The sequence below is a fragment of the Pseudomonas sp. PF05 genome (assembly GCF_056521845.1).
The window spans coordinates 391,523-414,846 of record NZ_JBWLPW010000002.1; the positions used below are offsets into that span (position 1 = coordinate 391,523).

18 protein-coding genes are annotated in these 23,324 nt (G+C 62.2%); 6 read left to right on the forward strand and 12 right to left on the reverse strand.

Annotation, left to right across the window (positions count from 1 at the left end; translation table 11 throughout):
- The first annotated feature begins 12 nt into the window (after nt 1-12).
- Both AC09SL_RS06775 and AC09SL_RS06780 read left to right on the forward strand, forming a co-directional pair.
- Complete coding sequence (locus AC09SL_RS06775) at nt 13-867, forward strand: FTR1 family iron permease (protein ID WP_058544446.1); 855 nt, start codon at nt 13-15, stop codon at nt 865-867.
- Complete coding sequence (locus AC09SL_RS06780) at nt 855-2,222, forward strand: 4Fe-4S binding protein (protein WP_058544447.1); 1,368 nt, start codon at nt 855-857, stop codon at nt 2,220-2,222. Before AC09SL_RS06775 ends, AC09SL_RS06780 begins: the two co-directional genes overlap by 13 nt.
- A gap of 186 nt (nt 2,223-2,408) precedes the next feature.
- On the opposite strand, the gene AC09SL_RS06785 is transcribed toward AC09SL_RS06780, so the two are convergent.
- From AC09SL_RS06785 to AC09SL_RS06840, 12 genes are all read right to left on the reverse strand, one after another.
- The gene (locus AC09SL_RS06785; protein ID WP_058544448.1) at nt 2,409-4,028 is read right to left on the reverse strand and encodes a methyl-accepting chemotaxis protein; all 1,620 of its coding nucleotides are present in this window, start codon (nt 4,026-4,028) and stop codon (nt 2,409-2,411) included.
- Nucleotides 4,029-4,140: 112 nt separating this feature from the next.
- Nucleotides 4,141-4,836, reverse strand: a complete 696-nt coding sequence (locus AC09SL_RS06790; RefSeq protein ID WP_058544449.1) for an anaerobic ribonucleoside-triphosphate reductase activating protein — start codon at nt 4,834-4,836, stop codon at nt 4,141-4,143.
- Complete coding sequence (gene nrdD / locus AC09SL_RS06795; protein WP_058544450.1) at nt 4,833-4,994, reverse strand: anaerobic ribonucleoside-triphosphate reductase; 162 nt, start codon at nt 4,992-4,994, stop codon at nt 4,833-4,835. Before nrdD ends, AC09SL_RS06790 begins: the two co-directional genes overlap by 4 nt.
- A gap of 31 nt (nt 4,995-5,025) precedes the next feature.
- Nucleotides 5,026-7,041 (reverse strand): ribonucleoside triphosphate reductase, encoded by a 2,016-nt coding sequence (locus AC09SL_RS06800; protein ID WP_058544451.1) that lies wholly within the window; start codon nt 7,039-7,041, stop codon nt 5,026-5,028.
- 350 nt (nt 7,042-7,391) lie between these two features.
- Nucleotides 7,392-8,384, reverse strand: coding sequence for a GTP 3',8-cyclase MoaA (moaA, locus tag AC09SL_RS06805; protein WP_058544452.1), 993 nt, complete (start codon nt 8,382-8,384; stop codon nt 7,392-7,394).
- Between the two features lie 25 nt (nt 8,385-8,409).
- The gene (locus tag AC09SL_RS06810) at nt 8,410-9,378 is read right to left on the reverse strand and encodes a peptidylprolyl isomerase (RefSeq protein ID WP_064106813.1); all 969 of its coding nucleotides are present in this window, start codon (nt 9,376-9,378) and stop codon (nt 8,410-8,412) included.
- 10 nt (nt 9,379-9,388) lie between these two features.
- Nucleotides 9,389-10,069, reverse strand: coding sequence for a respiratory nitrate reductase subunit gamma (narI, locus tag AC09SL_RS06815; RefSeq protein WP_064106812.1), 681 nt, complete (start codon nt 10,067-10,069; stop codon nt 9,389-9,391).
- The gene (gene narJ / locus AC09SL_RS06820; RefSeq protein WP_058546162.1) at nt 10,062-10,817 is read right to left on the reverse strand and encodes a nitrate reductase molybdenum cofactor assembly chaperone; all 756 of its coding nucleotides are present in this window, start codon (nt 10,815-10,817) and stop codon (nt 10,062-10,064) included. Before narJ ends, narI begins: the two co-directional genes overlap by 8 nt.
- A gap of 2 nt (nt 10,818-10,819) precedes the next feature.
- A complete protein-coding gene (gene narH / locus AC09SL_RS06825; protein ID WP_064106811.1) occupies nt 10,820-12,358 on the reverse strand; it encodes a nitrate reductase subunit beta in 1,539 nt (512 codons plus the stop codon).
- 1 nt (nt 12,359) lies between these two features.
- A complete protein-coding gene (locus AC09SL_RS06830; RefSeq protein ID WP_058542417.1) occupies nt 12,360-16,133 on the reverse strand; it encodes a nitrate reductase subunit alpha in 3,774 nt (1,257 codons plus the stop codon).
- A gap of 64 nt (nt 16,134-16,197) precedes the next feature.
- Nucleotides 16,198-17,595, reverse strand: coding sequence for a NarK family nitrate/nitrite MFS transporter (locus AC09SL_RS06835; RefSeq protein WP_058542416.1), 1,398 nt, complete (start codon nt 17,593-17,595; stop codon nt 16,198-16,200).
- Nucleotides 17,573-18,874, reverse strand: coding sequence for an MFS transporter (locus tag AC09SL_RS06840; RefSeq protein ID WP_419555125.1), 1,302 nt, complete (start codon nt 18,872-18,874; stop codon nt 17,573-17,575). The genes AC09SL_RS06835 and AC09SL_RS06840 overlap by 23 nt, the downstream gene beginning before the upstream one ends.
- Before the next feature lie 309 nt (nt 18,875-19,183).
- Between AC09SL_RS06840 and AC09SL_RS06845 the strand changes: the two genes are divergently transcribed.
- The 4 genes from AC09SL_RS06845 (at nt 19,184) to AC09SL_RS06860 (ending at nt 23,059) form a co-directional block, all read left to right on the forward strand.
- On the forward strand, nt 19,184-20,983 hold the full coding sequence (locus AC09SL_RS06845; RefSeq protein WP_058542414.1) for a HAMP domain-containing protein: 1,800 nt from the start codon (nt 19,184-19,186) through the stop codon (nt 20,981-20,983).
- Nucleotides 20,980-21,627, forward strand: a complete 648-nt coding sequence (gene narL, locus AC09SL_RS06850) for a two-component system response regulator NarL (protein ID WP_003202460.1) — start codon at nt 20,980-20,982, stop codon at nt 21,625-21,627. The genes AC09SL_RS06845 and narL overlap by 4 nt, the downstream gene beginning before the upstream one ends.
- Nucleotides 21,628-21,909: 282 nt before the next feature.
- Entirely contained in the window at nt 21,910-22,587 is a 678-nt protein-coding gene (locus tag AC09SL_RS06855) for a Crp/Fnr family transcriptional regulator (protein ID WP_058542413.1), read from the forward strand.
- An 85-nt stretch (nt 22,588-22,672) separates the two neighbouring features.
- Nucleotides 22,673-23,059 (forward strand): putative zinc-binding protein, encoded by a 387-nt coding sequence (locus AC09SL_RS06860; protein WP_058542412.1) that lies wholly within the window; start codon nt 22,673-22,675, stop codon nt 23,057-23,059.
- Nucleotides 23,060-23,324 lie beyond the last annotated feature (265 nt).

Genomic DNA, 23,324 nt, shown 5'->3' on the forward strand with positions numbered 1-23,324 from the left:
GGAGGCATTTGCATGACTCAATCGATGTTTATTGTCTGGCGCGAAAGCGTCGAGGCGTTGTTGGTGATCGGGATTCTCCAGGCCTGGGTCAGTCGGCAGCAACAGGCCAGTCAATTGTTGCGCTATGTATGGACGGGCGCGGCGCTGGGCTTGCTTCTTTCCGGCGTACTGGCCGGCCTGATCCTGCTCGCTGGCGAGGCCATGAGCGGGACGGCCAATGAATGGTTCCAGGCGTCGTTGGCACTGGTCGCCAGCCTGCTGATCGTGCAGATGGTCGGCTGGATGCATCGAAACGCGAGGACGCTCAAGCACGACCTGGCACGCCACGCCGACCAGCGCCTGAGCCGTCAGGGCGGCCTGGGGCTGTTGGTCCTGGCGTTGCTGGCAGTCAGTCGCGAGGGCAGTGAAACCGTGGTGTTCCTGTATGGCGCCGGTGCGCGCCTGCAAGGGCCGCAACTGGGCCTGTTCGCCATCGGCGCGCTGGCCGGGCTGGTGCTCTCGCTGCTGACCGTGTCCTTGCTGCACGGCAGTCGCCGGTTCATCTCCTGGCCGCGGTTCTTTGCCATCAGCGAAGCAATCCTGCTGTTGTTGGGGGCGGCGTTGCTGGTGAGCGGTATCGAGCGGGTCGGCGGGCAATTGCTCGCGATGGATTGGCCCGAGGCGGTGTATCGCGGCATTGGCGACGCGCTGTGGGACAGCAGCGCGATACTCGACGACGGCCATGGTTTCGGCGGGTTCGTGGCGGATTTCACCGGCTATCGGGCCAGCCCGAGTGCGATGACATTGCTGGTGTGGCTGGGCTATTGGGGCGTCGTCGCGGGCTGGCTGCGGCCGCGCAAGGCGCAAAACCTGCCATGCCCGACTTGAACCCCTGGCTCCAACGCCTGGGCGACGGCATGCGGCGCCACGGTGCAACCATTCGTGCCGTGCAATGGGCGGTGGTGCTGTTCTACGCGGTGCTGCTAGTGGTGCCGGCCCTGCTGCCATTGCCCAGCGGCCAGGCGCGTCTGTTCGACAATCTCACGCTGCTGGCGCAGTTTCTGTTCTGGGGCCTGTGGTGGCCGTTCGTGTTGCTGTCGATCGTGTTGTTCGGGCGGCTCTGGTGTGGCGTGCTGTGCCCGGAAGGCGCCTTGAGCGAATGGGCTAGCCAATACGGCAAGGGCTTGGGAATGCCACGCGCGTTGCGCTGGGCTGGCTGGCCCACCTTGGCGTTCTGCCTGACCACCCTCTACGGTCAACTGATCAGCGTCTACGACTATGCCCAGGCTGCGCTGTTGATCCTGGGGGGCTCGACCGTCGCTGCGGTGATCGTCGGCCTGTTGTTCGCCAGGGGCAAGCGGGTGTGGTGCCGTTACCTGTGTCCGGTCAGCGGCGTCTTTTCCCTGCTTGCTCGTTTGGCGCCGGTGCACTTTCAGGTGGACGAACGACGCTGGCTGGAAAACCCCGTACCGCGTCGCCCTCCTCCCAACTGCGCGCCCTTGTTGGACATCCGCCGTATGCGCGGCGCCGCCGATTGCCACGCCTGTGGGCGCTGCAGCGGCCAGCGCGATGCGGTGCGGCTGATTGCCCGCTCCAGCAGCGAGGAAATCCTTCACTCGACGGCTGACACCCTCTCGCCCTGGGATGTTCGCTTGCTGTTGTTCGGTGTCATCGGCCTGGCCATGGGCGCCTTCCAGTGGACTGTCAGCCCATGGTTCATTGCCCTCAAGCAAAGCCTGGCCCAATGGCTGGTCAGTCATGATTGGCTCTGGGCCCTCCAGGACAACGCGCCCTGGTGGCTGTTGACGCACTATCCGCAACTCAATGACAGTTTCAGTTGGCTCGACGGTTTTTGCATCGTCGCGTACCTGGGCCTGAGTGCGCTGCTGATAGGCACTTCGCTGATGCTGCTGATGCGCCTGGCGGCACGATTCTCGGGGGATAGCGCACAATATTGGCCCTTGGCCATCACCCTGACGCCCCTTGGCGGTGCAGGGTTGTTCCTCGGCTTGTCGGCCACCACGGTCAAACTGCTGCGCTATGAAGGACTGCTGCTGGAATGGGTACAACCGGCACGGGCCGGGTTGCTGGTAGCGGCGATAGCCTGGAGTTTGTGGCTGGGCTACCAACGCCTGCAACAGACGGATGGCTCACCGACTCAACGCCTGTCAGCCATGACATGCCTGGTCTTGGCCAGCAGTCTGGTGGGTTATGGCTGGTGGTTGCAATTCTGGGGGTGGTGATCAAGGGATTGCGGGGGGTCACAACATCCGGATTCGACACAAAACCCTGTGTGCGAGCTTGGCTCGCGAAGGCGCCGGCACATCCAACATCACCACAAACTGACCCTCCGCCTTCGCGAGCAAGCTCCCACAGGGAGTTTTAGGTGAGCACGACTTCTGCGGGCATCTCGCCCCGCAATAAGCGATCTACACCTTGAACCGCGCCACCGTCTCATGCAGCGACCCGGCCATCTGCGCCAGGTCCTGGCCGGCGGTATCGGTATGGCGGGCGCCCAGCATGACCTGTTCGGACAGGTTGCGAATGCCCACCAGGTTGCGGTCTACCTCACGGGCCACCAAGGCCTGCTGTTCCGTGGCGCTGGCGATCATCAGGTTGCGCTCGTTGATCTGCGAGATCGAATGGGCGATTTCATCCAAAGCATCGCCGGAACGCTGGGCCACTAGCAGCGTGGCCTGCACCAGTTCGCTGTTGTTTTGCATGGAGCTCACCGCGTGCCCGCTGTCCAGCCGGATGTTACCGATCATGCCCTCGATTTCCCGAGTCGAATCCTGGGTCCGATGGGCCAGCGCCCGGACTTCATCGGCCACCACCGCAAAGCCACGCCCGGCATCACCGGCACGGGCGGCTTCGATGGCGGCGTTCAGTGCCAGAAGATTGGTCTGTTCGGCAATGCTGCGGATCACGTCCAGCACCGAACTGATGTCCTGCACCCGCCCGGCCAATTGTTGGATTCGCCCGGAACTGTCCGTCACCCCTTCGGCCAGCGCGGTAATGGAAGCCACCGTTTCCTGGACCTGTTCACGACCGCGCTGGGCCGTTTGCTCGGACACTCGCGAGGCTTCGCTGGTACTCACCGCATTGCGCGCCACTTCATCCACCGCAGCGGTCATCTGGTTCACCGCTGCGGCCGCCTGTTCGATTTCATGCCCTTGCAACTGCAAGGTACTGCTGGTCTGGCTGCTCACCGCGCTCAGTTCTTCGGAGGAACTGGCCACCCGATCCACCGAGGCCGCAATCTGCCGGACCATGCTGTTGAGGCTCTGCTGCATGTCGTGCATGTTGCTCATCACACTGTCATTGGCGCCGACGCCCACCGGCACGCGGATCGTCAGGTCGCCCTGGGCGATGAGGTTAAGCACCCGCGCCGCGTCATTGGGTTCACCGCCCAGGGGACGGGTCACGCTGCGGGTCACCAGGATCGCCACGGTCGTCACCAGGGCCAGGCAAGCCAGCACCAACGCCAGCATGTTGCGTCGCGCATCGTTGTAACGTGTCTGGGCCAGATGCTCACGCTCGACGAAGACCTTGCCCTGCATCGCCATGATCGCTTCGAGACTCTTGTACACCTCGCGCTCCGCCGGAATCACCCCTTGCTTGAGCTGCGTCATCGCCTCCTGCGTCGCGCCCTGGCGGATCAACGCCTGCACCTGGACGAAAGCCGCCACATAGGCCTCGCGACGCTTCTTCAACTCGGCATAGGCGGCCTTGCCTTCAGGCTGATCGAACAGCGGTTCCAGCGTGGCGAAGGCCTGGGTAATCCGTTGCCGGGTGGCGTCGATGGATTGCTGGACCTGCGCATTGTCCTTGTCGATCAGCAAGTCCCGGGTGTTCCTGGCGTTGTCGCGCACACCCGTGGCAATTACCATGATCGGGTCGATCTTCGGCCAATCCTGCCTGACGATCTGCTCGGCCTGGTCGCGCAGCATCGCCAGGTCGCTCAAGGCGTAGAGCGCCAAAGCGATCAAGGCCAGCGGCGCGATGGCAAAGCCGATCACGATGCGTTGGGCGGTGGTGAGTCTGGTCATATCAAATGCTCCCTGTTCAACTACCTGCCGGTTGGCAGCGCATTTGAAAACCTTAAAAAAAGTGTGGCCCGGTCATCCCGGGCCGCTGTCGGTCGTTCACCCCTGCGCTCGCTCAACTGCGTAAGACGAACGAGGGGAACAACTCGCGCATCGCGGCCCACAACTCAGGCTGCAAGGCTTGTGCCGAGACGCTGGAAAGATGGGGATCGAGCATCCGCGCGGTGCGCACCAGTTGCACGGCGAAACGCGTGACGCCGCGTTCGCGCAGGCGCTGGGCCAGGGTCAGCAACCGCTCGGGATCGAACAGATGCCAGTGCACCGTCGTGCGACATTCATAGTCCACGCCGCTGGCCAGCAGGTGGTCGAGGCTGCGCCAGTTGGCGGTGCCGCTGCCTTCCACCCGAGTCACCTCGAGGGCATCTTCGGGCAAGGCCTTGACGTCGAAGCCCACCCAGTCGGCAAGCCCGACCACTTTGGCAAAAGCCGCCGGCTTGATGCCGGCGCTGTGCAAGCCGATGCGAAAGCCCATCTGCCGCACTTCCTCCATGGCCGGCGCCAGGCCGTCCTGCAAGGTCGGCTCGCCGCCGCTGAACACCACGGCGTCGAGCAGATCCTGGCGACGTTGCAGGAACGCCAATACCCGGCACCAATCCACCTCCTCGCTGCCGCGCGGCGGGATCAGTTGCGGGTTATGGCAATAACGACAACGCCAGGCGCAACCCTGGCAAAACAATACGCACGCCAGTTGGCCCGGATAATCGAGGGTGGTCAGGGGCACCATGCCCCCGATCCGTAGCACTCGACTCATGGACGCCCGGCCGCGCGTTCGGTGAAGTGCACCCGCTCGCGATGCTCGGACTGCTTGCCTGGGTTGAAGGCCGCCACCGGGCGGTGATAACCCATCACTCGGGTCCAGACTTCGCAACGTTGACGCTGTGCCTGTGGCAGGGTTTGTGATGCGTTCATGGATGAAGCTCCTTGCGGTCGATGGATCGGATCAGTGGACGCTGCCCGCCAATTGCTGTTGCAGCAGCAAGGCCTCGTCGCATTTGGGGCAAAACTCGTGTTCGCCGGCCAGGTAGCCGTGCACCGGGCAGATGGAAAAGGTCGGCGTGATGGTCAGGTACGGCAGGCGGAAACGTCCCAAGGCCTTGCGCACCAGTTGCTTGCAGGCCTGCGTGGAGGAAATCTGCTCGGCCATGTACAGGTGCAACACGGTGCCGCCGGTGTATTTGCATTGCAGTTCGTCTTGCAGCTCCAGGGCTTCGAACGGATCCTCGGTGAAACCCACCGGCAGTTGCGACGAGTTGGTGTAGTACGGCGCAACCGGGCTGCCGGCCTGCAGGATATCCGGGTAGCGCTTGAGGTCTTCCTTGGCGAAGCGGTACGTGGTGCCCTCGGCGGGCGTGGCTTCGAGGTTGTAGAGGTGGCCGGTTTCCTCCTGGAATCGCAGCAGCGTGGCCCGCACGTGATCCAGCAGTTTCAGGGCAAATTCACGACCTTGCTCGGTATGCAGGCCTTGCTGGTCATCGGTGAAGTTGCGCAGCATTTCGTGCAGGCCATTCACGCCGATGGTGGAGAAGTGATTGCGCAAGGTGCCGAGGTAGCGCTTGGTGTAGGGATACAAGCCGGCATCCATGTGATGCTGGATGACCTTGCGCTTGACCTCCAGGCTCTCTTTCGCCAGTTCCATCAGGGTATCGATGCGTTGCAGCAACGCGCTGCTGTCGCCCTTGTACAGGTAGCCCAGGCGGGCGCAGTTGATCGTCACCACGCCCAGGGAACCGGTCTGTTCCGCCGAGCCGAACAAGCCGCCGCCGCGCTTGAGCAGCTCGCGCACGTCCAGTTGCAGGCGGCAGCACATCGACCGCACCTGGTTGGGTTGCATGTCCGAGTTGAGGAAGTTCTGAAAATACGGCAAGCCGTAGCGGGCGGTCATTTCGAACAGCCGGTCGGCGTTCTCGCTGTCCCACGGGAAGTCGTGGGTGATGTTGTAGGTCGGAATCGGGAAGGTGAACACCCGACCTTTCGCATCGCCGGCCTGCATCACCTCGATGTAGGCGCGGTTGATCAGTTCCATTTCCGCTTGCAGGTCACCGTAGGCGAACGGCATCTCTTCACCGCCGATGATCGGGATCTGTTCACGCAGATCCTCCGGGCAGACCCAGTCGAACGTCAGGTTGGTGAATGGCGTTTGCGTGCCCCAGCGCGACGGCACGTTGAGGTTGTAGATGAACTCCTGCAACGACTGGCGGACTTCGTCGTAGCTGAGCTGGTCCTTGCGCACATAGGGCGCCAGGTAGGTGTCGAACGAGCTGAACGCCTGGGCACCGGCCCATTCGTTTTGCAAGGTGCCGAGGAAATTCACCATCTGTCCCAGGGCACTGCTCAAATGTTTGGGCGGCCCGGCCTCGACCCGCCCCGGCACGCCGTTGAGGCCTTCGTGCAACAGCGTGCGCAACGACCAACCGGCACAGTAGCCAGCGAGCATGTCCAGATCGTGGATATGCAGGTCAGCCTCGCGGTGCGCCTCGCCGATGGCCTGGCTGTAGACCTCGTCGAGCCAGTAGTTGGCGGTGACCTTGCCCGAAACGTTGAGGATCAGCCCGCCGAGGGAATACCCCTGGTTGGCATTGGCCTGCACGCGCCAGTCTTCGCGGTCCAGGTATTCGTTCATCGACGTGGCGACTTCCACCAGCGTACGGCGATCCCGACGCAGGCGTCCGTGTTGCTCGCGATAGACGATGTAGGCACGCATGGAGAGAAAGAAACCGGCGTCCATCAGCACCCGTTCGACGCGGTCCTGGATCTGCTCGACGTTCAACCGTGTCTGCCCTTCCAACCGCGCCAACACCGCCTCCAGCAACGCCTCGGCCTCGGCTTCGGCATATTCGCCGGTGGCCTTGCCGGCGGCGATCAGCGCCTGGCGGATCTTGTCCGCATCAAAGGCGACCACACTGCCATCGCGCTTGTGCAAGCGGTTACACCCTACTGAGATCAATGTGCTCTGCATTTCGGCTCCAGACACTACATATAGGCTTTTCGAGATCTTCAAACACAATATGCAGTGGAGAGTACGGGCAAAAGGCACGGTTGCAATTGATCGACGTCAAGAATCGGGAGCAACCCACATTCAGGCGGGAAAAGTCATTCTTGCAAGCGCCGCAGATCCCTTGTGGGAGCTTGCTCGCGATAGCGGTGGATCAGTCGAGATCGATGCAGCTGGAGGGCTGTAGGAGCTGTCGAGCGAAGCGAGGCTGCGATCTTTTCGGCACCCATTGAGTCTCAAGATCAAGATCAAAAGATCGCAGCCTTCGGCAGCTCCTACAGTCCTGCGGGGGCAAGCTCCCTCGCCACAGGTGCCTACCCCCCACTCATGTTCATGAACCGCACGATCTGCACTTCCCCTCCCGGGTTGAAGTCATGGCGCAGTGGCTTGCCGCGCAATGCCTGTTGCACCGCCTGGATCACCGGCTGGTCATCCAGCGGATAACGCCGCAGCAAGCCGCGCAGGTCGAGGGAGTCCTCTTGTCCCAGGCACAACAGCAAGCGCCCTTCGACGGTCATGCGCACGCGGTTGCAACTGGCGCAGAAGTTATGGGTGTTGGGCGAAATGAAACCGATCCGGGTATCCGGATGACGCTCCAGGCGCACATAGCGCGCCGGCCCGCCGCTGCTCTCGGCGCTGTCGAGCAGGCGATGATGGCGGGCGATCTCGGCCCGTACCTCATCGCTGGAACAGAACGACTCGCCCCGGGAACGCCCGACCTCCCCCAACGGCATTTCCTCGATGAAGCTGATGTCGATGCGTTGATCGATGGCGTACTGCACCAGCGCCGGGACTTCATCGAAGTTGCGTCCCTTCATGACCACGCAGTTGAGCTTGATCCGCTCGAACCCGGCGACCTTCGCCGCTTCGATGCCGGCCAGCACCTGGTCCAGGTTGCCGTTGCGGGTGATCGCCCGAAAACGGTCGTCGTCCAGGCTGTCGAGGCTGATGTTCATGCGCTTGACCCCGGCCTCGACCAGCGGCTGGGCCAGTCGCCCCAGCTGCGAGCCGTTGCTGGTCATCACCAGTTCCCGCAGGCCGGGCAATGCCGCGATCTCGCGACACAGCCCGACGATGCCTGGACGGATCAGCGGCTCGCCACCGGTCAGGCGGATTTTCTTCACCCCCAGGCCGACGAACAGCCGCGCCAGGCGCTGCAACTCCTCCAGGGTCAACACTTGCTGACGCGGCAGGAAAGTCATGTTTTTCGCCATGCAATACACACAACGAAAATCACAACGATCGGTCACCGACATCCGCAAATAATCGATCTGGCGCCCAAATCCGTCCTGCAACACCGCGTTCATGAAGATCTCCCGATTGAGCCCGTGCTCACTGCACCAGCGGCGAGTCGGCACCCTGAAGGTGAATGCCGCGAATGTCCGCCGCACCGATCAGGGTTTGCAGGTACTGCACCAGCGCTTTTTGCCAAACACCCTGCTGCAACTGGGTACGAATCGCCGTCGCCACCGCCTCGCACGGCAATGGTTGACCATCGATTCGCTGGTCGATGCTGATCACGTGCCAGCCATAGCGACTTTCCAGCGGTTTGCCAGCCAGGCCCGCCGGCAGGGTGAACAACTGGCGCTCCAGTTCAGGCACGGTCTGGCCCTTGCTGATCTGCCCCAGCGAGCCGCCCTGTGCCTTGGATGGACACGCCGAATGCTTCAGCGCCAACTCGGCAAAACTGCCCGGGAACTGATCCAGCCGCTCCAGCAGCAGCTCGGCCTGTACATGGGCCAGGCTGCGCGCCTCGGCATCGTCCGGCGCACATTCGAGCAGGATGTGCCGCACCGCCAGCAACGGCGCGCTGTGAAAGCGCGCCCGGTTGCTTTCGTAATAACGCAGGCAGGTGGCCTCGTCGCACTGCGGCACCTGCACCTCGCGTTCGAGCAACAGCCGCGTGGCCGCTTCCTCTTCGTTTTCACCGGCACCGACCTGCAACGCCAGGCCCAGTTCGGCGATACGTTGCTGCAGCAACTCACGAATCACCAAGGCCCGTGCCGCTTGGTAAACCGCCTCCTCGCGGCTGTCCGCCGGGTGATATTGCAACTCCAGGGCCATCGCCTGCGGGGTGATCGACACCCCGTTGACGCTGATGATCGGCCACTCCTGCTCACTGCTGGCAATCAACTGTGGCGCTTCATCTTCCGCCACCGGCCCGGCCTGGGCCGGCTCGAACTGCACCGCCCCCGCCGATTCGGCATCGGCTACCGGCGCGATCACCGGTGCCGCTTTTGCCGAAGAACCGCAGCCGCCGCTGCCGCCACCACTACCGCCACATCCGCATCCACTCGCCATGATCTTCTCCTCAGAACTTCTGCCGAACGATTTGATAACGACGCCCCAGGTACCAGACCGGCGCACTGACGATATGGACCAGACGGGTGAAGGGGAACAACACAAACAGGGTCAGGCCCAACACCACGTGGAGCTTGTAGACCAGGCCCACCGGCGCTATCGCGGTAGCGGCTTCAACCGGACGCAACAGCACGGTGTTCTGGGCCCAGTCGGCCAGCATCACCATCACCGAACCGTCCATGTGAGCGGTGGACGCCACGATGGTCATCAGCCCCAGCACCAGTTGCACCAGCAACACCACCAACACCAGGATGTCCGACGTACTGGAAGTGGCGCGAACCCGTGGGTCGGTCAGGCGACGGTTGAGCAGCATCACCAGGCCGATCAGGCCCAGTACGCCGAAGAAACCGCCGGAGACCATCGCCAGCAACTGCTTGTTCTCGGTGCTCAGCACATGGTGGTAGATCGCCGAGGGTGTCAGCAGGCCGACGAAGTGCCCGGCCAGCACAAACAGCACGCCAACGTGAAACAGGTTGCTGGCCACGCGCATGCCGCGCTTGTTCAGCATCTGGCTGGAACCGGCCTTCCAGGTGTACTGGGACAGATCAAAGCGTGCCCAACTGCCGAGCAGGCAAATCGCCAAGGCGACATAGGGGTAGACCCCGAACAACAACAGATCCCATTTAGACATTGCCCACCTCCCCGGCTGGCGCTGCGGCCAACCCTTCATGCTGAAAATCCACCCAGTGCAGCGGCACTGCACTTTCGTCCCGCGCCTTGCCCGGCGCGCTAGGCAGTGAACTGCAACGGTCCTGCTGTTCGGCCTTCATGAAATCCACCGCCTCTTCTTCCCAGATCTTGTCCAGGGCTTCGAGGGAGTCGTCCCGTGGTTCGGCCTTCACTTGCTCACGCAACTCGGCCACGGCCACTTGGGGCTCGGCCCCGGCGATTTGCAGCAAGGCCCGGAAGCAACTGGCGTAGGCGCTTTCACGCTCGTCCAGGCGCGCCGCGAGCAAGGCCAGCAGGTGCTCTACATCGGCCAGTCCCTCGCGGGCCTCGATGTCTTCGCGGGTGGAAAGAAACTCCAGGTACAGCGGGATGTAGTCGGGCAGTTCCTTGACGCCGATGGCGAAACCGGCCTCTTCGTACTGGGCCATCATGTCGACCATGGCCTGGCCACGGTCGCGGGATTCGCCATGGACATGTTCAAACAACAGCAGCGACAGCGAACGGCCGCGGCCGAACAGCGCACCGTAGTGTTCCTGGCCGTCCATCAGGTCCTTGCCACAGATCACCTCGAGCAGTTCGAACAGCCCGGCGCGCTGGTTGGGGCTGATTTCCCGCGTTTGGAGAATCGCTTGTTCCAGCTCATCCCGACCGGCCACCAGGGTCTCGGTCGGGTAGTCGAGCAGCAACGAAATCACCTTGAGAATGCGCATGCTCATTCCTCCCACAACTGCACGGTTTTGATCACGTCGCGGCGGTTGGCCTTCTTGCCACCGAACATGTTGGTGTCGGAGCTGCCACTGCAACCGCTGCCGAAACTGAAACCACAACCGGAGCGCTCGGCGAACGCATCGCTCATGGCGTCTTCGCGGTGGGCGCTTGGCACGACGAAACGATCCTCGTAGTTGGCGATGGCCAGGTAGCGGTACATCTCTTCCACCTGGTTCACGCTCAAGCCGACGTCGGCCAGCACTTGCAGGTCCTGCACGCCGTCGACCTGCTCGGAACGCTTGTAGGCACGCATCGCCAACAGGCGCTTGAGGGCACGTTTGACCGGTTTTTCATCGCCAGCGGTGAGCATGTTCGCCAGGTAGCGCAGCGGGATGCGCAGGCTGTCGACATCCGGGATCACCCCGTTCATGCCCACGGTGCCGGCCGTGGCAGCGTTCTGGATCGGCGACAGTGGCGGCACGTACCAGACCATTGGCAAAGTGCGGTATTCCGGGTGCAGCGGCAGCGCGAGTTTCCAGTCGACGGCCATTTTGTAGACCGGCGAGCGTTGCGCCGAGTCGATCACCGACTGCGGCACGCCATCGGCCAGGGCCTGGCGGATCACCGCCGGGTCGTTCGGGTCGAGGAAGATCTCCAGTTGTTTCTCGTACAGGTCCTGCTCATTGGCGGTGCTCGCCACTTCGCTGATGCGATCGGCGTCATACAGCAATACGCCGAGGTAACGGATGCGGCCAACGCAGGTTTCAGCGCAGACGGTCGGCATCCCGGCCTCGATGCGTGGGTAGCAGAAGATGCATTTTTCCGACTTGCCGCTCTTCCAGTTGAAGTAGATCTTCTTGTACGGGCAGCCGCTGATGCACATGCGCCAGCCGCGGCATTTCTCCTGGTCGATCAGGACGATACCGTCCTCCTCGCGCTTGTAGATCGCCCCGCTCGGGCACGACGCCGCGCACGTCGGGTTCAGGCAGTGCTCGCACAGGCGCGGCAGGTACATCATGAAAGTGTTTTCGTACTCGCCATAGATGTCCGCCTGGATCTTGTCGAAGTTCTTGTCCTTGCGCCGCTTGGCGAATTCGGTGCCGAGGATTTCCTCCCAGTTCGGGCCCCATTCGATTTTCTCCATGCGCTTGCCGGACACCACCGAGCGTGGTCGCGCGGTGGGCTGGTGCTCGCCCAGCGGTGCGGTGTGCAGGTGCTGGTAGTCGAAGTCGAACGGCTCGTAGTAATCGTCCAGGCTTGGCAGGTCCGGGTTGGCGAAGATGTTCGCCAGCACGCGGAACTTACCGCCGATGCGCGGGTTGATCGAACCGTCAGCGTTGCGGATCCAGCCGCCTTTCCACTTGTCCTGGTTCTCCCATTCCTTGGGATAGCCGATGCCGGGCTTGGATTCGACGTTGTTGAACCAGGCGTATTCCATGCCTTCGCGGCTGGTCCAGACGTTCTTGCAGGTAATCGAGCAGGTGTGGCAGCCGATGCATTTGTCCAGGTTCAGGACCATGCCGATTTGTGAGCGAATTTTCATCTCAGTTCTCCTCGATATCAGTCGGCAGTGGACGCGGCAAATCATCGCCACTGGAACCATCGAGCCAATCGACCTTGACCATCTTGCGCACCACGACGAATTCGTCGCGGTTGCAACCGACCGTGCCGTAATAGTTGAAGCCGTAGGCCTGTTGGGCGTAGCCGCCAATCATGTGGGTGGGCTTGAGCACCACGCGGGTCACCGAGTTGTGGTGGCCGCCACGGGTCTTGGTGGTTTCCGAACCCGGCACGTTCACGATCCGTTCCTGGGCGTGATACATCATCACCATGCCTTCCTTGACCCGTTGGCTGACCACCGCACGGGCTGTCAGCGCGCCGTTGACGTTGAAGCATTCGATCCAGTCGTTGTCCTCGATACCGGCGCGCTTGGCGTCGATTTCCGAGAGCCAGACAATCGGTCCGCCACGGCTCAAGGTGAGCATCAGCAGGTTGTCGCTGTAGGTGCTGTGGATGCCCCACTTCTGGTGCGGGGTGATCCAGTTCAGGACGATCTCGGTCTCGCCATTGCTGCGCTTGCCCTTCACGCCGGCGATGGTGCGGGTGTTGACCGGTGGCCGATAGCTCATCAGTTGCTCGCCGAACGCCTGCATCCATGGGTGATCCTGGTAGAACTGCTGGCGACCGGTGATGGTGCGCCATGGGATCGACTCGTGGACGTTGGTGTAGCCGGCGTTGTAGCTCACGTGATCGTCTTCCAGGCCAGACCAGGTCGGGCTGGAAATGATCTTGCGCGGCTGGGCCTGGATGTCACGGAAGCGAATCGCCTCGTGCTCCTTGGAGACGGCCAGGTGGCTGTGGTCGATGCCAGTGAATTCCGACAGCGCTGCCCAGGCTTTCACCGCGACATGGCCGTTGGTTTCCGGCGCCAGGGACAGGATCACTTCGGCAGCGTCGATGGCGCTGTCGATCTTCGGCCGCCCTTGGCTGATACCTGCCTCGACTTCCTTGTGGTTCAGCTCGCCAAGGAATTTAACTTCAGTGTCGGTGTTCCAGTTGATGCCCTTGCCGCCGTTGCCGAGTTTTTCCAGCATCGGGCCCAGGGAGGTGAACTGTTTGTAGATGTTCGGGTAGTCGCGTTCCACCACTTGCAGGTTCGGCGCGTTCTTGCCCGGGATCGGCGCCACACCGGCGCTTTTCCAGTCGGTGCCGCCGAATGGCTGGGCCAACTCGCCGACGCTGTCGTGCATCAGCGGTACGGTGACCAGGTCTTTCTCGACACCCAGGTGGCCGACCGACATGGCGGAGAACGCCTTGGCGATACCCTTGTAGATTTCCCAGTCCGAACGCGATTCCCAGGCCGGATCGATGGCGGCCGACAGTGGGTGAATGAACGGGTGCATGTCCGAAGTGTTCATGTCGTCTTTTTCGTACCAGGTGGCGGTCGGCAAGACGATGTCGGAATACACGCAGGTCGAGGACATGCGGAAGTCCAGGGTGGTCACCAGGTCGAGCTTGCCAATGGCGCCCTCGTCGACCCATTCGGCTTCGGTGGGCTTGCACTCGGTGCCATGGCCAATGTCTTCGTTCATCACGCCGTTCTTGGTGCCCAGCAGGTACTTGAGCATGTACTCGTGGCCCTTGCCCGAGGAGCCCAGCAGGTTGGAACGCCAGATAAACATGTTGCGCGGGAAGTTCACCGGGCTGTCCGGTTGCTCGCAGGCAAAGCGCAGGGAACCGTCCTGCAGCGACTTGACCACGTAGTCCTTGGGCTCCATGCCCGCGGCGGCGGCATCGCGGCAGATGTGCAGCGGGTTGGTGTTGAGCTGCGGTGCGCTCGGCAACCAGCCGGCCCGTTCGGCGCGGATGTTGTAGTCCAGGGCGTGCTCGGGAAATTGCGATTTGTCGGCCAGGGGCGAGAGCACATCGTGCATGCTCATCTTCTCGTGGCGCCATTGCGAACTGTGCCCGTAGAAGAAGCTGGTGCCGTTCATCTGCCGTGGCGGACGGTTCCAGTCCAGGCCAAAGGCCAGGGGCAGCCAGCCGCATTGCGGACGGAGTTTTTCCTGGCCGACATAGTGGGCCCAGCCGCCGCCGGTCTGGCCGACGCAACCGCAGAGCATGAGCATGTTGATCAGCCCGCGGTAGTTCATGTCCATGTGGTACCAGTGGTTCATCGCCGCACCGACGATGATCATCGAGCGTCCACGGGTCTTGTCGGCGTTGTCGGCGAACTCGCGGGCGATCTGGATCGCCTTCTCGCGACTCACACCGGTGATCTGCTCCTGCCAGGCCGGGGTGCCGGGTACCGAAGCGTCGTCATAGTCCTTGGCAACGTTGGCGCCGCCCAGGCCACGGTCGATCGCCAGGTTGGCCGCCGACAGGTCGAACACGGTGGCGACTTTCGCCACGCTGCCATCGGCCAGCACCACGCTGTGCACCGGCACCCGCCGGAACTGCACCGCGTCACCGGCCACGTGCTGGAAGTACTCCTGGGCTTCGCCGGCGAAGTACGGGAACGCCACTTCGGCGACGTCGCCGCCGATCAGGCTCAGCTTGAGGTCGATCTCACGCCCCTCGCCGCCTTCACGGGGCAGGATGTTCCACTTGCCCTTCTCGCCCCAGCGATAGCCGATGGAGCCTTGGGGCGAAACCAGTTCGCCGGCGGCGTCCATGGCGATGGTTTTCCATTCCGGGTTGTTGTCCTGGCCGAGGTTGTCGGTCAGGTCGCTGGCCCGCAGGAAACGGTCCGGCTGGTAACCCGCACCCGGCGCCGCGCCGAGCATTGGCTTGAGCATCACCAGTACCGGCAGGTCGGTGTAGCGCTTGGCGTATTCGGTGAAATAGGCGCTGGGCTTGTCCAGGTGGAACTCTTTGAAGATCACATGGTTGAAGGCCTGGGCCAGCGCGGCGTCGGTGCCCTGCTTGGGGTTGAGCCACAAGTCGGTGAGCTTGGCGACTTCCGAATAGTCCGGGGTGATCGCCACGGTCTTGGTGCCCTTGTAGCGCACCTCGGTGAAGAAGTGGGCGTCAGGGGTACGGGTCTGCGGGACGTTGGAGCCCCAGGCAATGATGTAGTTGGAGTTGTACCAGTCGGCCGATTCCGGCACGTCGGTCTGCTCGCCCCACACCATCGGCGATGCTGGCGGCAAGTCGCAATACCAGTCATAGAAGCTCAGGCACACGCCACCGATCAGCGACAGGTAACGCGAGCCGGCGGCATAGCTGACCATCGACATGGCCGGGATCGGCGAGAAGCCCACCACCCGGTCCGGGCCGTGTTCCTTGACGGTGTAGACGTTGGCTGCGGCGATGATCTCGTTGACTTCTTCCCAGTTGGAACGGATGAAGCCGCCCATGCCGCGCTTGCTTTTATAGGAGTCGGCCTTGGCCTTGTCCTCGACGATGCTGGCCCAGGCTTCCACTGGCGGCAGGGTCTGCCGGGCTTCGCGCCACAGCTTGAGCAATGGCTTGCGGATCTTCGGGTACTTGAGCCGGTTGGCGCTGTAGATGTACCAGCTGTAGCTGGCGCCGCGAGGGCAGCCGCGTGGCTCGTGGTTGGGCAGGTCGTTACGGGTGCGCGGATAGTCGGTCTGCTGGGTTTCCCAGGTGATCAGGCCGTTCTTGACGTAGATCTTCCACGAACACGAACCGGTGCAGTTCACCCCATGGGTGGACCGCACGATCTTGTCGTACTGCCAGCGCGAACGGTAGACGTTCTCCCAGTCCCGGGACTCCTTGCGGGTCTCGCCGTGACCATCGGAAAACTCGCCTTGCTTGCGGTTGAAAAACCGCAGTTGATCCAATAAATGACTCACAGTGTGTTCCTCTCAGGCTTGCTCCGCGGGGTCTGCGCCCCGCCCACGCAGGTTTAGGTTCGGCTTAGCAAGGTGTCGCGGCGCCCTTGCGGGCATACCACCACCAGGTCACCACGATGCAGCTCAGGTAGAAGCCGACGAACATGTAGAAGGCCATCTCCGGGCCGCCGGTCAGGGCCATCGAGGTGCCGAATGATTTGGGAATGAAGAAGGCCCCGAAGGCGCCCATGGCCGAGCTGAAACCCAGCACCGCGGCCGATTCCTTGCCGGCGTTCTTGATCGCTTGTTCACGCAGCTCCGGCTTTTTGCCCAGGGCAGCCTTCTCATGCAGGGTGCGGAAGATCACCGGGATCATGCGGAAGGTCGAACCGTTGCCCACCCCAGTGGTGATGAACAGCAACATGAACATGCCCAGGAAGCCGTAGAAGCTGCCGCCCTGACCGTTCTGCGGAAGAAAGTGCAGGACGCCGAACACCATCACGATCATCAACACGAAGTTCCACAAGGTGACCTTCGCGCCACCGAGCTTGTCCGCCAGCCAGCCGCCCAGCGGCCGTACCAGCGCGCCCACCAGCGGGCCGAGGAAGGCGAATTTCAGGGCGATGACGTCCGGGAACGAGGTCTTGATCAGCAGCGGAAACGCGGCGGAGAAACCGATGAACGAACCGAAGGTGGCCAGGTACAGCCAGCACATCAGCCAGTTGTGCTTGCGCTTGAAGATCACCGCCTGTTCGCTGAACGAAGCGCGGGCGCTGGACAGGTCATTCATGCCGAACCAGGCAATCAGGGTCACGGCGAGGATGAACGGCACCCAAATGAAGCCGGCGTTCTGCAGCCACAGCGAGCTGCCATCAGCCAAGACTTGCGGTTGGCCGCCCATGAAGCCGAACACACCAAAGGAGATCACCAGCGGCACGCTGAACTGCATCACCGACACGCCCAGGTTACCCAGGCCGGCGTTCAAGCCCAGGGCGGTGCCCTGCTGGGACTTGGGGTAGAAGAAGCTGATGTTGGACATGCTCGAGGCGAAGTTGCCGCCACCAAAACCGCACAACAGTGCGATCAGCACGAACACGCTGTAGGGCGTGGCCGGATCCTGCACGGCGAAGCCCATCCACAACGCCGGTATCAGCAACGACGCCGTGCTCAGCGCAGTCCAACGACGCCCGCCGAAGATCGGCACCATGAACGAGTAGAAGATGCGCAAGGTCGCGCCGGACAGCCCCGGCAATGCCGCCAGCCAGAACAACTGGTCGGTGGTGAAGCTGAAGCCGATGGCATTGAGGCGCACGATCACCGTGCTCCAGACCATCCACACCGCGAAGGCCAACAGCAGCGCAGGAATCGAAATCCACAAATTGCGCCGGGCAGTCTGTTTGCCACTTTTGCCCCAGAACGCAGGGTCTTCCGGGCGCCAGTCATGAATGACCGGGCCCTTTTCAGGCGTTTGCAGAACGGACATGTTCTTCTCCTTGGGCAATGCTGGAAAACGGGGATTGAGTGGCCGGCGGCTGTTTACCCAGCAGCGGGCGCTTGCGCATTTCGCTGAAGTACATCCAGGCCAGGGACACCCAGACCACGCCGTACATCAACATGAAGCAGGACGAGCGCACGCCGGTGAGGTCCACCAGGGCGCCGAACATGATCGGCAGCACGAACCCGCCCAGGCCGCCGGCGAGGCCGACGATGCCGGACACCGCGCCCATGTTCTTCGGGTAGTCGTTGGCGATGTACTTGAAGACCGAGGCCTTGCCGAACGCGAAGGCGATGCCCATCACGAACAGCAGCACGGTGAACAGCGTGGGGCTGAGGCCGATGTGGAAATCGACGATGCCGTTGACGGTCTGCACTTGCAGCTGCGTCTGGGGATAGGAGAGCAGGAACAGGCAGATCCAGCTGACCCACAACACCCACCAGGTCACGCTCTGGGCTCCCCAACGGTCGGACATCCAGCCACCGACGGCCCGCAGCACGCCACCGGGCAAGGAGAAACACGCCGCCAGCAGCGCCGCGCTTTGCAGGCTGAAGCCGTATTCCTGCACGTAGTACTTGGTCATCCACAATGCCAGGGCCACGTAGCCGCCGAACACGATCGAGTAGTACTGGCAGTAGCGCCACACGGCGGGCTCTTTCAGGGTTTTCAATTGCTCGCGCAACGTCGCGCCGCCCTTGCCGCTGTGTTCCTTTTTCTCGGTGGTGAGAAACCAGAACAGCAACGCGGTGATGAATAGGATGGCGCTGAACACTTTCGGCACCAGGTGCCAGCTGCCGAACGCGATCAGCGCCGGAGCGAGGAATTTGGTCAGCGCCGCACCGGCGTTGCCGGCGCCGAACACGCCCATGGCGAAACCCTGGTTTTGTTTGTCGAACCACTTGGCGACGTAGGCGATGCCCACCGAGAACGAGCCACCGGCCAGGCCGACGAACAGGCCCAGCACCAGGAACTGCCAGAAGGCCGTGGCGAGGGTGATCAGGTACAGCGGCAATACGCAGCCCAGCATCAGCAGGAAAAACACGATCCGTCCGCCAAAGCGGTCGGTCAGAAGCCCCAGGGGCAGACGCACCAGCGAACCGGTCAGTACCGGCGTGGCGGCCAGCAGGCCAAACTGGGTTTCATTGAGGGCCAGCAGTTCCTTGATCGGAACCCCCAGCACGGCAAACATCATCCAGACCATGAAGCACACGGTGAAGGCCAGGGTACTCATCCCTAGTACCAGCCCTTGTTGCACTTGCGCTCGCATCACGATGCACTCCGTCAGTTCGATTGAGCGCAGCCTAGTGATACGAACCCCGCGAAAACTTGACTTGGGTCAACGTGCCCCGGGGCGGTCCAGGCCTATGCTTGGCCCGTCTACCTCCAAGGAGGTATATCTGGATATTGATACAACCCTTTATTTATCAATACCTTGAACAAGTCTGCCGAAGCTTTTATGGAAATGGAGCGGCCGACAACTCTTTAGAGGTAGTGCGCCCAGGATTGGCTGCTACACCCCCAGGTCCAGGGCGCTACCTATGCTCGCTTCACCGTTTTACCCCGCAGGCCCGCGTCGATGATGCGTTGGCTGCGCAGTTCCCTGCCCGCCCGCGCCGGGCTGGCGGTGATCCTGATCGCCATCCTGGCCCTGGCCAGCTCCTTGAGTGCCGGGTTGATCGCCTGGTTCAGCCAGGGCGACGCTGCCGCCATCAATACCGCTGGTTCCGTGCGCATGGAGACCTACCACCTGAGCTGGAAACTGGCGGCGGGGGCTGACGACGACATCCCGGCGATCATCGCCAGCCTGCAACAACGCCTCGACAGCCCTGCCCTGCGTGCCGTGCTGGAAGATGGGCCGGAAACCTCCCTGCACAAGAGCTATCGCGATCTTGTGCAACGCTGGAACCAGACGTTGCGCCCTGCCATCGAGCGTGGTGACTCGGCATTTTTCCAGGCCAGCGCCAACACCTTCGTCGAGCAACTGGACCAGTTCGTCACCCTGTTGCAACGCCAGAGCGAGCACAAGCAAGGCTGGCAGCAGGTGATCCAGGGCGCGGCGCTGTTCAGCACCATGATCATCCTGCTGATCGGCCTGTATGAATTGCAGTACGGCGTGGTCACGCCCTTGCAGGAGTTGGTGGACGCCACCCAGCGCTTTCGCCGTGGCGAGTTCCAGGTGCGGGTCAATCACCAGTCCGAAGATGAACTGGGCCAGTTGGCGACCAGTTTCAACACCATGGCCGAGACCATCGAGCAATCGCACCGCACCCTGGAAAACCAGGTCCGGCAAAAGACCCTGAACCTGCAACAGGCCAACGCCGCCCTGGAGCTGCTGTACCAGAGCAGTCGCAGCCTGGCGACCCGCCAGGCCAATGCCGAAGGGCTGGATGAATTGATCCGACGCTTCCAGCAGCGCCTGCCAGGCCTGCGCCTGACGTTGTGCCTGCAAGGGCAATTGCAGGCACCGGCCAGGCACTTGCTGGCGTTGCATGGCGCCGACAGCCGCCAGGTCTGCGCCAGCAGCGATTGCGCCAGTTGCCACAAACACAACGCCGCACGCCCGCAGGCCTTCAGCATCAGCAACCAGGGCACCGAACTGGGTGAGCTCAAGGCGCATTTTGTCGATGGCCACACGGCGCAGCCCTGGGAAACCGCATTGATCCAGGCCCTGGCCAACTTGATCGGCACCTCGCTGTCCCTCAAGCGCCAGCGCGAACAGGACCATCGCCTGCTGCTGCTCGATGAACGCACGATCATTGCCCGCGAGCTGCACGATTCCCTGGCCCAGGCCTTGTCGTACATGAAGCTGCAAGTCAGCCGCATGCAGACCCTGATGCGTCGAGGCGAGCCGGTGCAAACCCTGGAGACCGTCACCGGCGAGCTGCGTGAAGGGCTGAACAATGCCTATCGCCAACTGCGCGAATTGCTGACCACTTTCCGCCTGCAGATCCACGACGATGGCCTGGTCGAAGAACTCAAAGACACCGCCGAGGAATTCTCCAACCGAGGGGACTTCAAGGTGCATCTGTTCGTCGACACCCTGGCCTTCGAGCTGTCGGCCAGCGAGCAGATCCACATCCTGCAGATCACTCGTGAGGCCCTGTCCAACTGCCTGCGCCATGCCCATGCCGAAAACGCCTGGCTCGAACTGCGCCAGGAAGGCGAGACCGTGCGGCTGTCGATCGAAGACGATGGTCGCGGCTTCAGCGGCGAGGTGGACCAGCGCGAACACCATGGCCTGAACATCATGAACGAACGAGCCCGCAGCCTGCGCGGCCAATTGCAGATTCTCTCCCGAAGACCCCAGGGCACCCGCATCCAAGTGCATTTCCAACCGGAATTCCTGGGCCAACACACCGAAGGCCTCGCAACATGAACGCCCCCCTGCGCCACACCCTGCTACTGGTCGACGATCATCCGATGATGCGTCGTGGCATCCGCCAGATGCTTGAACTCGAAGACGATTTGCAGATCGTTGGCGAAGCCAGCCACGGCGAAGAAGCCTTGACCCTGATCGAACCGCTCAAGCCCGACCTGGTGCTGCTGGACAACAACATGCCGCAGATGAACGGCATCGAGACCCTGCGCCGGCTGCGCGCCATGCACTACACCGGCAAGGTGCTGCTGTTCACCGTGTCCGATGCCGAGGACGACATCCGCGATGCCTTGCGCCTGGACGCCAACGGTTATCTGCTCAAGGACATGGAGCCGGAGCTGCTGATCCAGTACATCCGCGACGCCCTCAACGGCGCCCTGGTGATCAGCCCCGGCCTGACCCGCGTCATGGCCCAGGCGCTGCGCTCGCCACCGCGCCAGGCCGATGTGGAACTGACCGAGCGCGAACGCCAGGTACTCAAGACGATCGCCGGCGGCTACAGCAACAAGGTCATCGGGCACAAGCTGGGCATCACCGAAGGCACGGTCAAGGTCCACGTGAAGAACCTGCTGCACAAGCTCGGCTTGCGCTCACGGGTCGAAGCCGCCGTGTGGGCGATGGAGCATTTGCGCGGGGCGGGTTAGCCCAGCAAAACACACCAACTGTGAGCAGAGACTGCAGGAAAAAAACCTGTGGGAGCAAAGCTTGCTCGCGATAGCAGTGGTTCAGCTTGCGGAAATGTTGAGCGTGCTGCCGCCATCGCGAGCAAGCTTTGCTCCCACAGGGGATTGGCAGCAGATCTGGATTTCGTCCCCCACAGGATTTGTGTCTTGATCGCGCAGCCCATCCCTCTTCCGAGGTAGGCCTGCCGAGGCATAGGCCGGCGGCGATTTGGGCTCTACCATGACGACACGCGGAGGTACGCCATGCTGACCCACCCTTCCATCGTTTTACTGTTGCGTCGTCATCACCTGTTCAGCCAACTGCCGGAGCGGGTCTTTGAAGATGTCTGCAGCCTGGCCGTCCTCAGGCGCCTGGACTGCAACAGCACGCTCATGCACCAGGGCGACCCGGCCAAGCGGTTTTTCTTGCTGGTCAGTGGCCAGATCAAGCTGTTCCGGGTGACCGGTGAGGGCCAGGAGAACCTGGTGGAAATCATCCAGCCCGGACAGACCTTCGCCGAGGCGCTGCTGTTCAGCCAGGCCCGTTGCTACCCGGTCAGTGCGTCGGCGATCAAGGACAGCGTGCTGGTGAGTATCGAGGGCACCCATTACCGCAAGGCCCTGGAGGACCAGCCCAAGGTCTGCCTGGCGATCCTGGCGAGCATGAGCATCCATCTGCACCAGCGCCTCAAGGACATCGACAACCTGACCTTGGCCAGTGCCAGTCGGCGGGTGATCAATTTCCTGTTGCAGGAGCGGGATCCGCGGGATGGTCAGTTGGTGTTGCAGGTGTCCAAGCGTCTGGTGGCTTCCAAGCTGGGGATTCAGCCGGAGACGTTTTCGCGGATTCTTCATCGGTTGGTGGATGGGGGGTTGATTGCTATGGAGCGGCGTAACATTCGGATCCTAGCTGAAGAAGAGCTTGCTGCTTACCAACAGTAGCCGAGCCAGTCTCGGATTTGACCATGGTCAAGGCGTACTACTGCCGGCCTCGCACACTGGCAGAGTCCATCAGTGGAGAACCCTCATGTCCAATTCAAGCCTTCCCTTGGTCTACTCCTGCTCCGGCTGCTCGAATGTCGCGCAGCTGGCCAATACCCTGGCCCTGCGCCTGGATCGCAGCGGTCTGGCCGAGATGTCCTGCATCGTCGGGGTCGGCGGGCATGTGGCTGCGCTGGTCAATAAAGCGCGCTCGGGACGGAGAATCCTGGCGCTGGACGGCTGCCCGCTGCAATGCGTCGAAGGCTGCCTGAACCAGCACGACCTACATGCCGATGTGCATCTGATCTTGAGCCACCACGGTTTGCGCAAACGCAACGGCGAGGATTGCACCGAGGAGCAGAGTGACGAGTTGTTTGAGGAGATCAAGCGGCTGATTGAAAGCCAGATGATCGAAGCCACCGAGACGGCTTGAGAAGGCTCGAACACCAAAACCTGTGGCGAGGGAGCTTGCTCCCGCTGGACCGCGAAGCGGTCCTAAAACCTGTCTCCGCGGTATGTCAGTTAGAACGCACTTGCTTTTATTCAGTTTTTTTGAAGTCAGCTCAACCGATACTGCAAATCTAATCTTGAGACAACGCGCCAAGAACTTAAAGATTACGGAAATTACTTACAGAAATTTCCAAGACCCATCCTACGACAGCAATATACCTATCCTAAGAGTCAGTAAGCTCATTCCT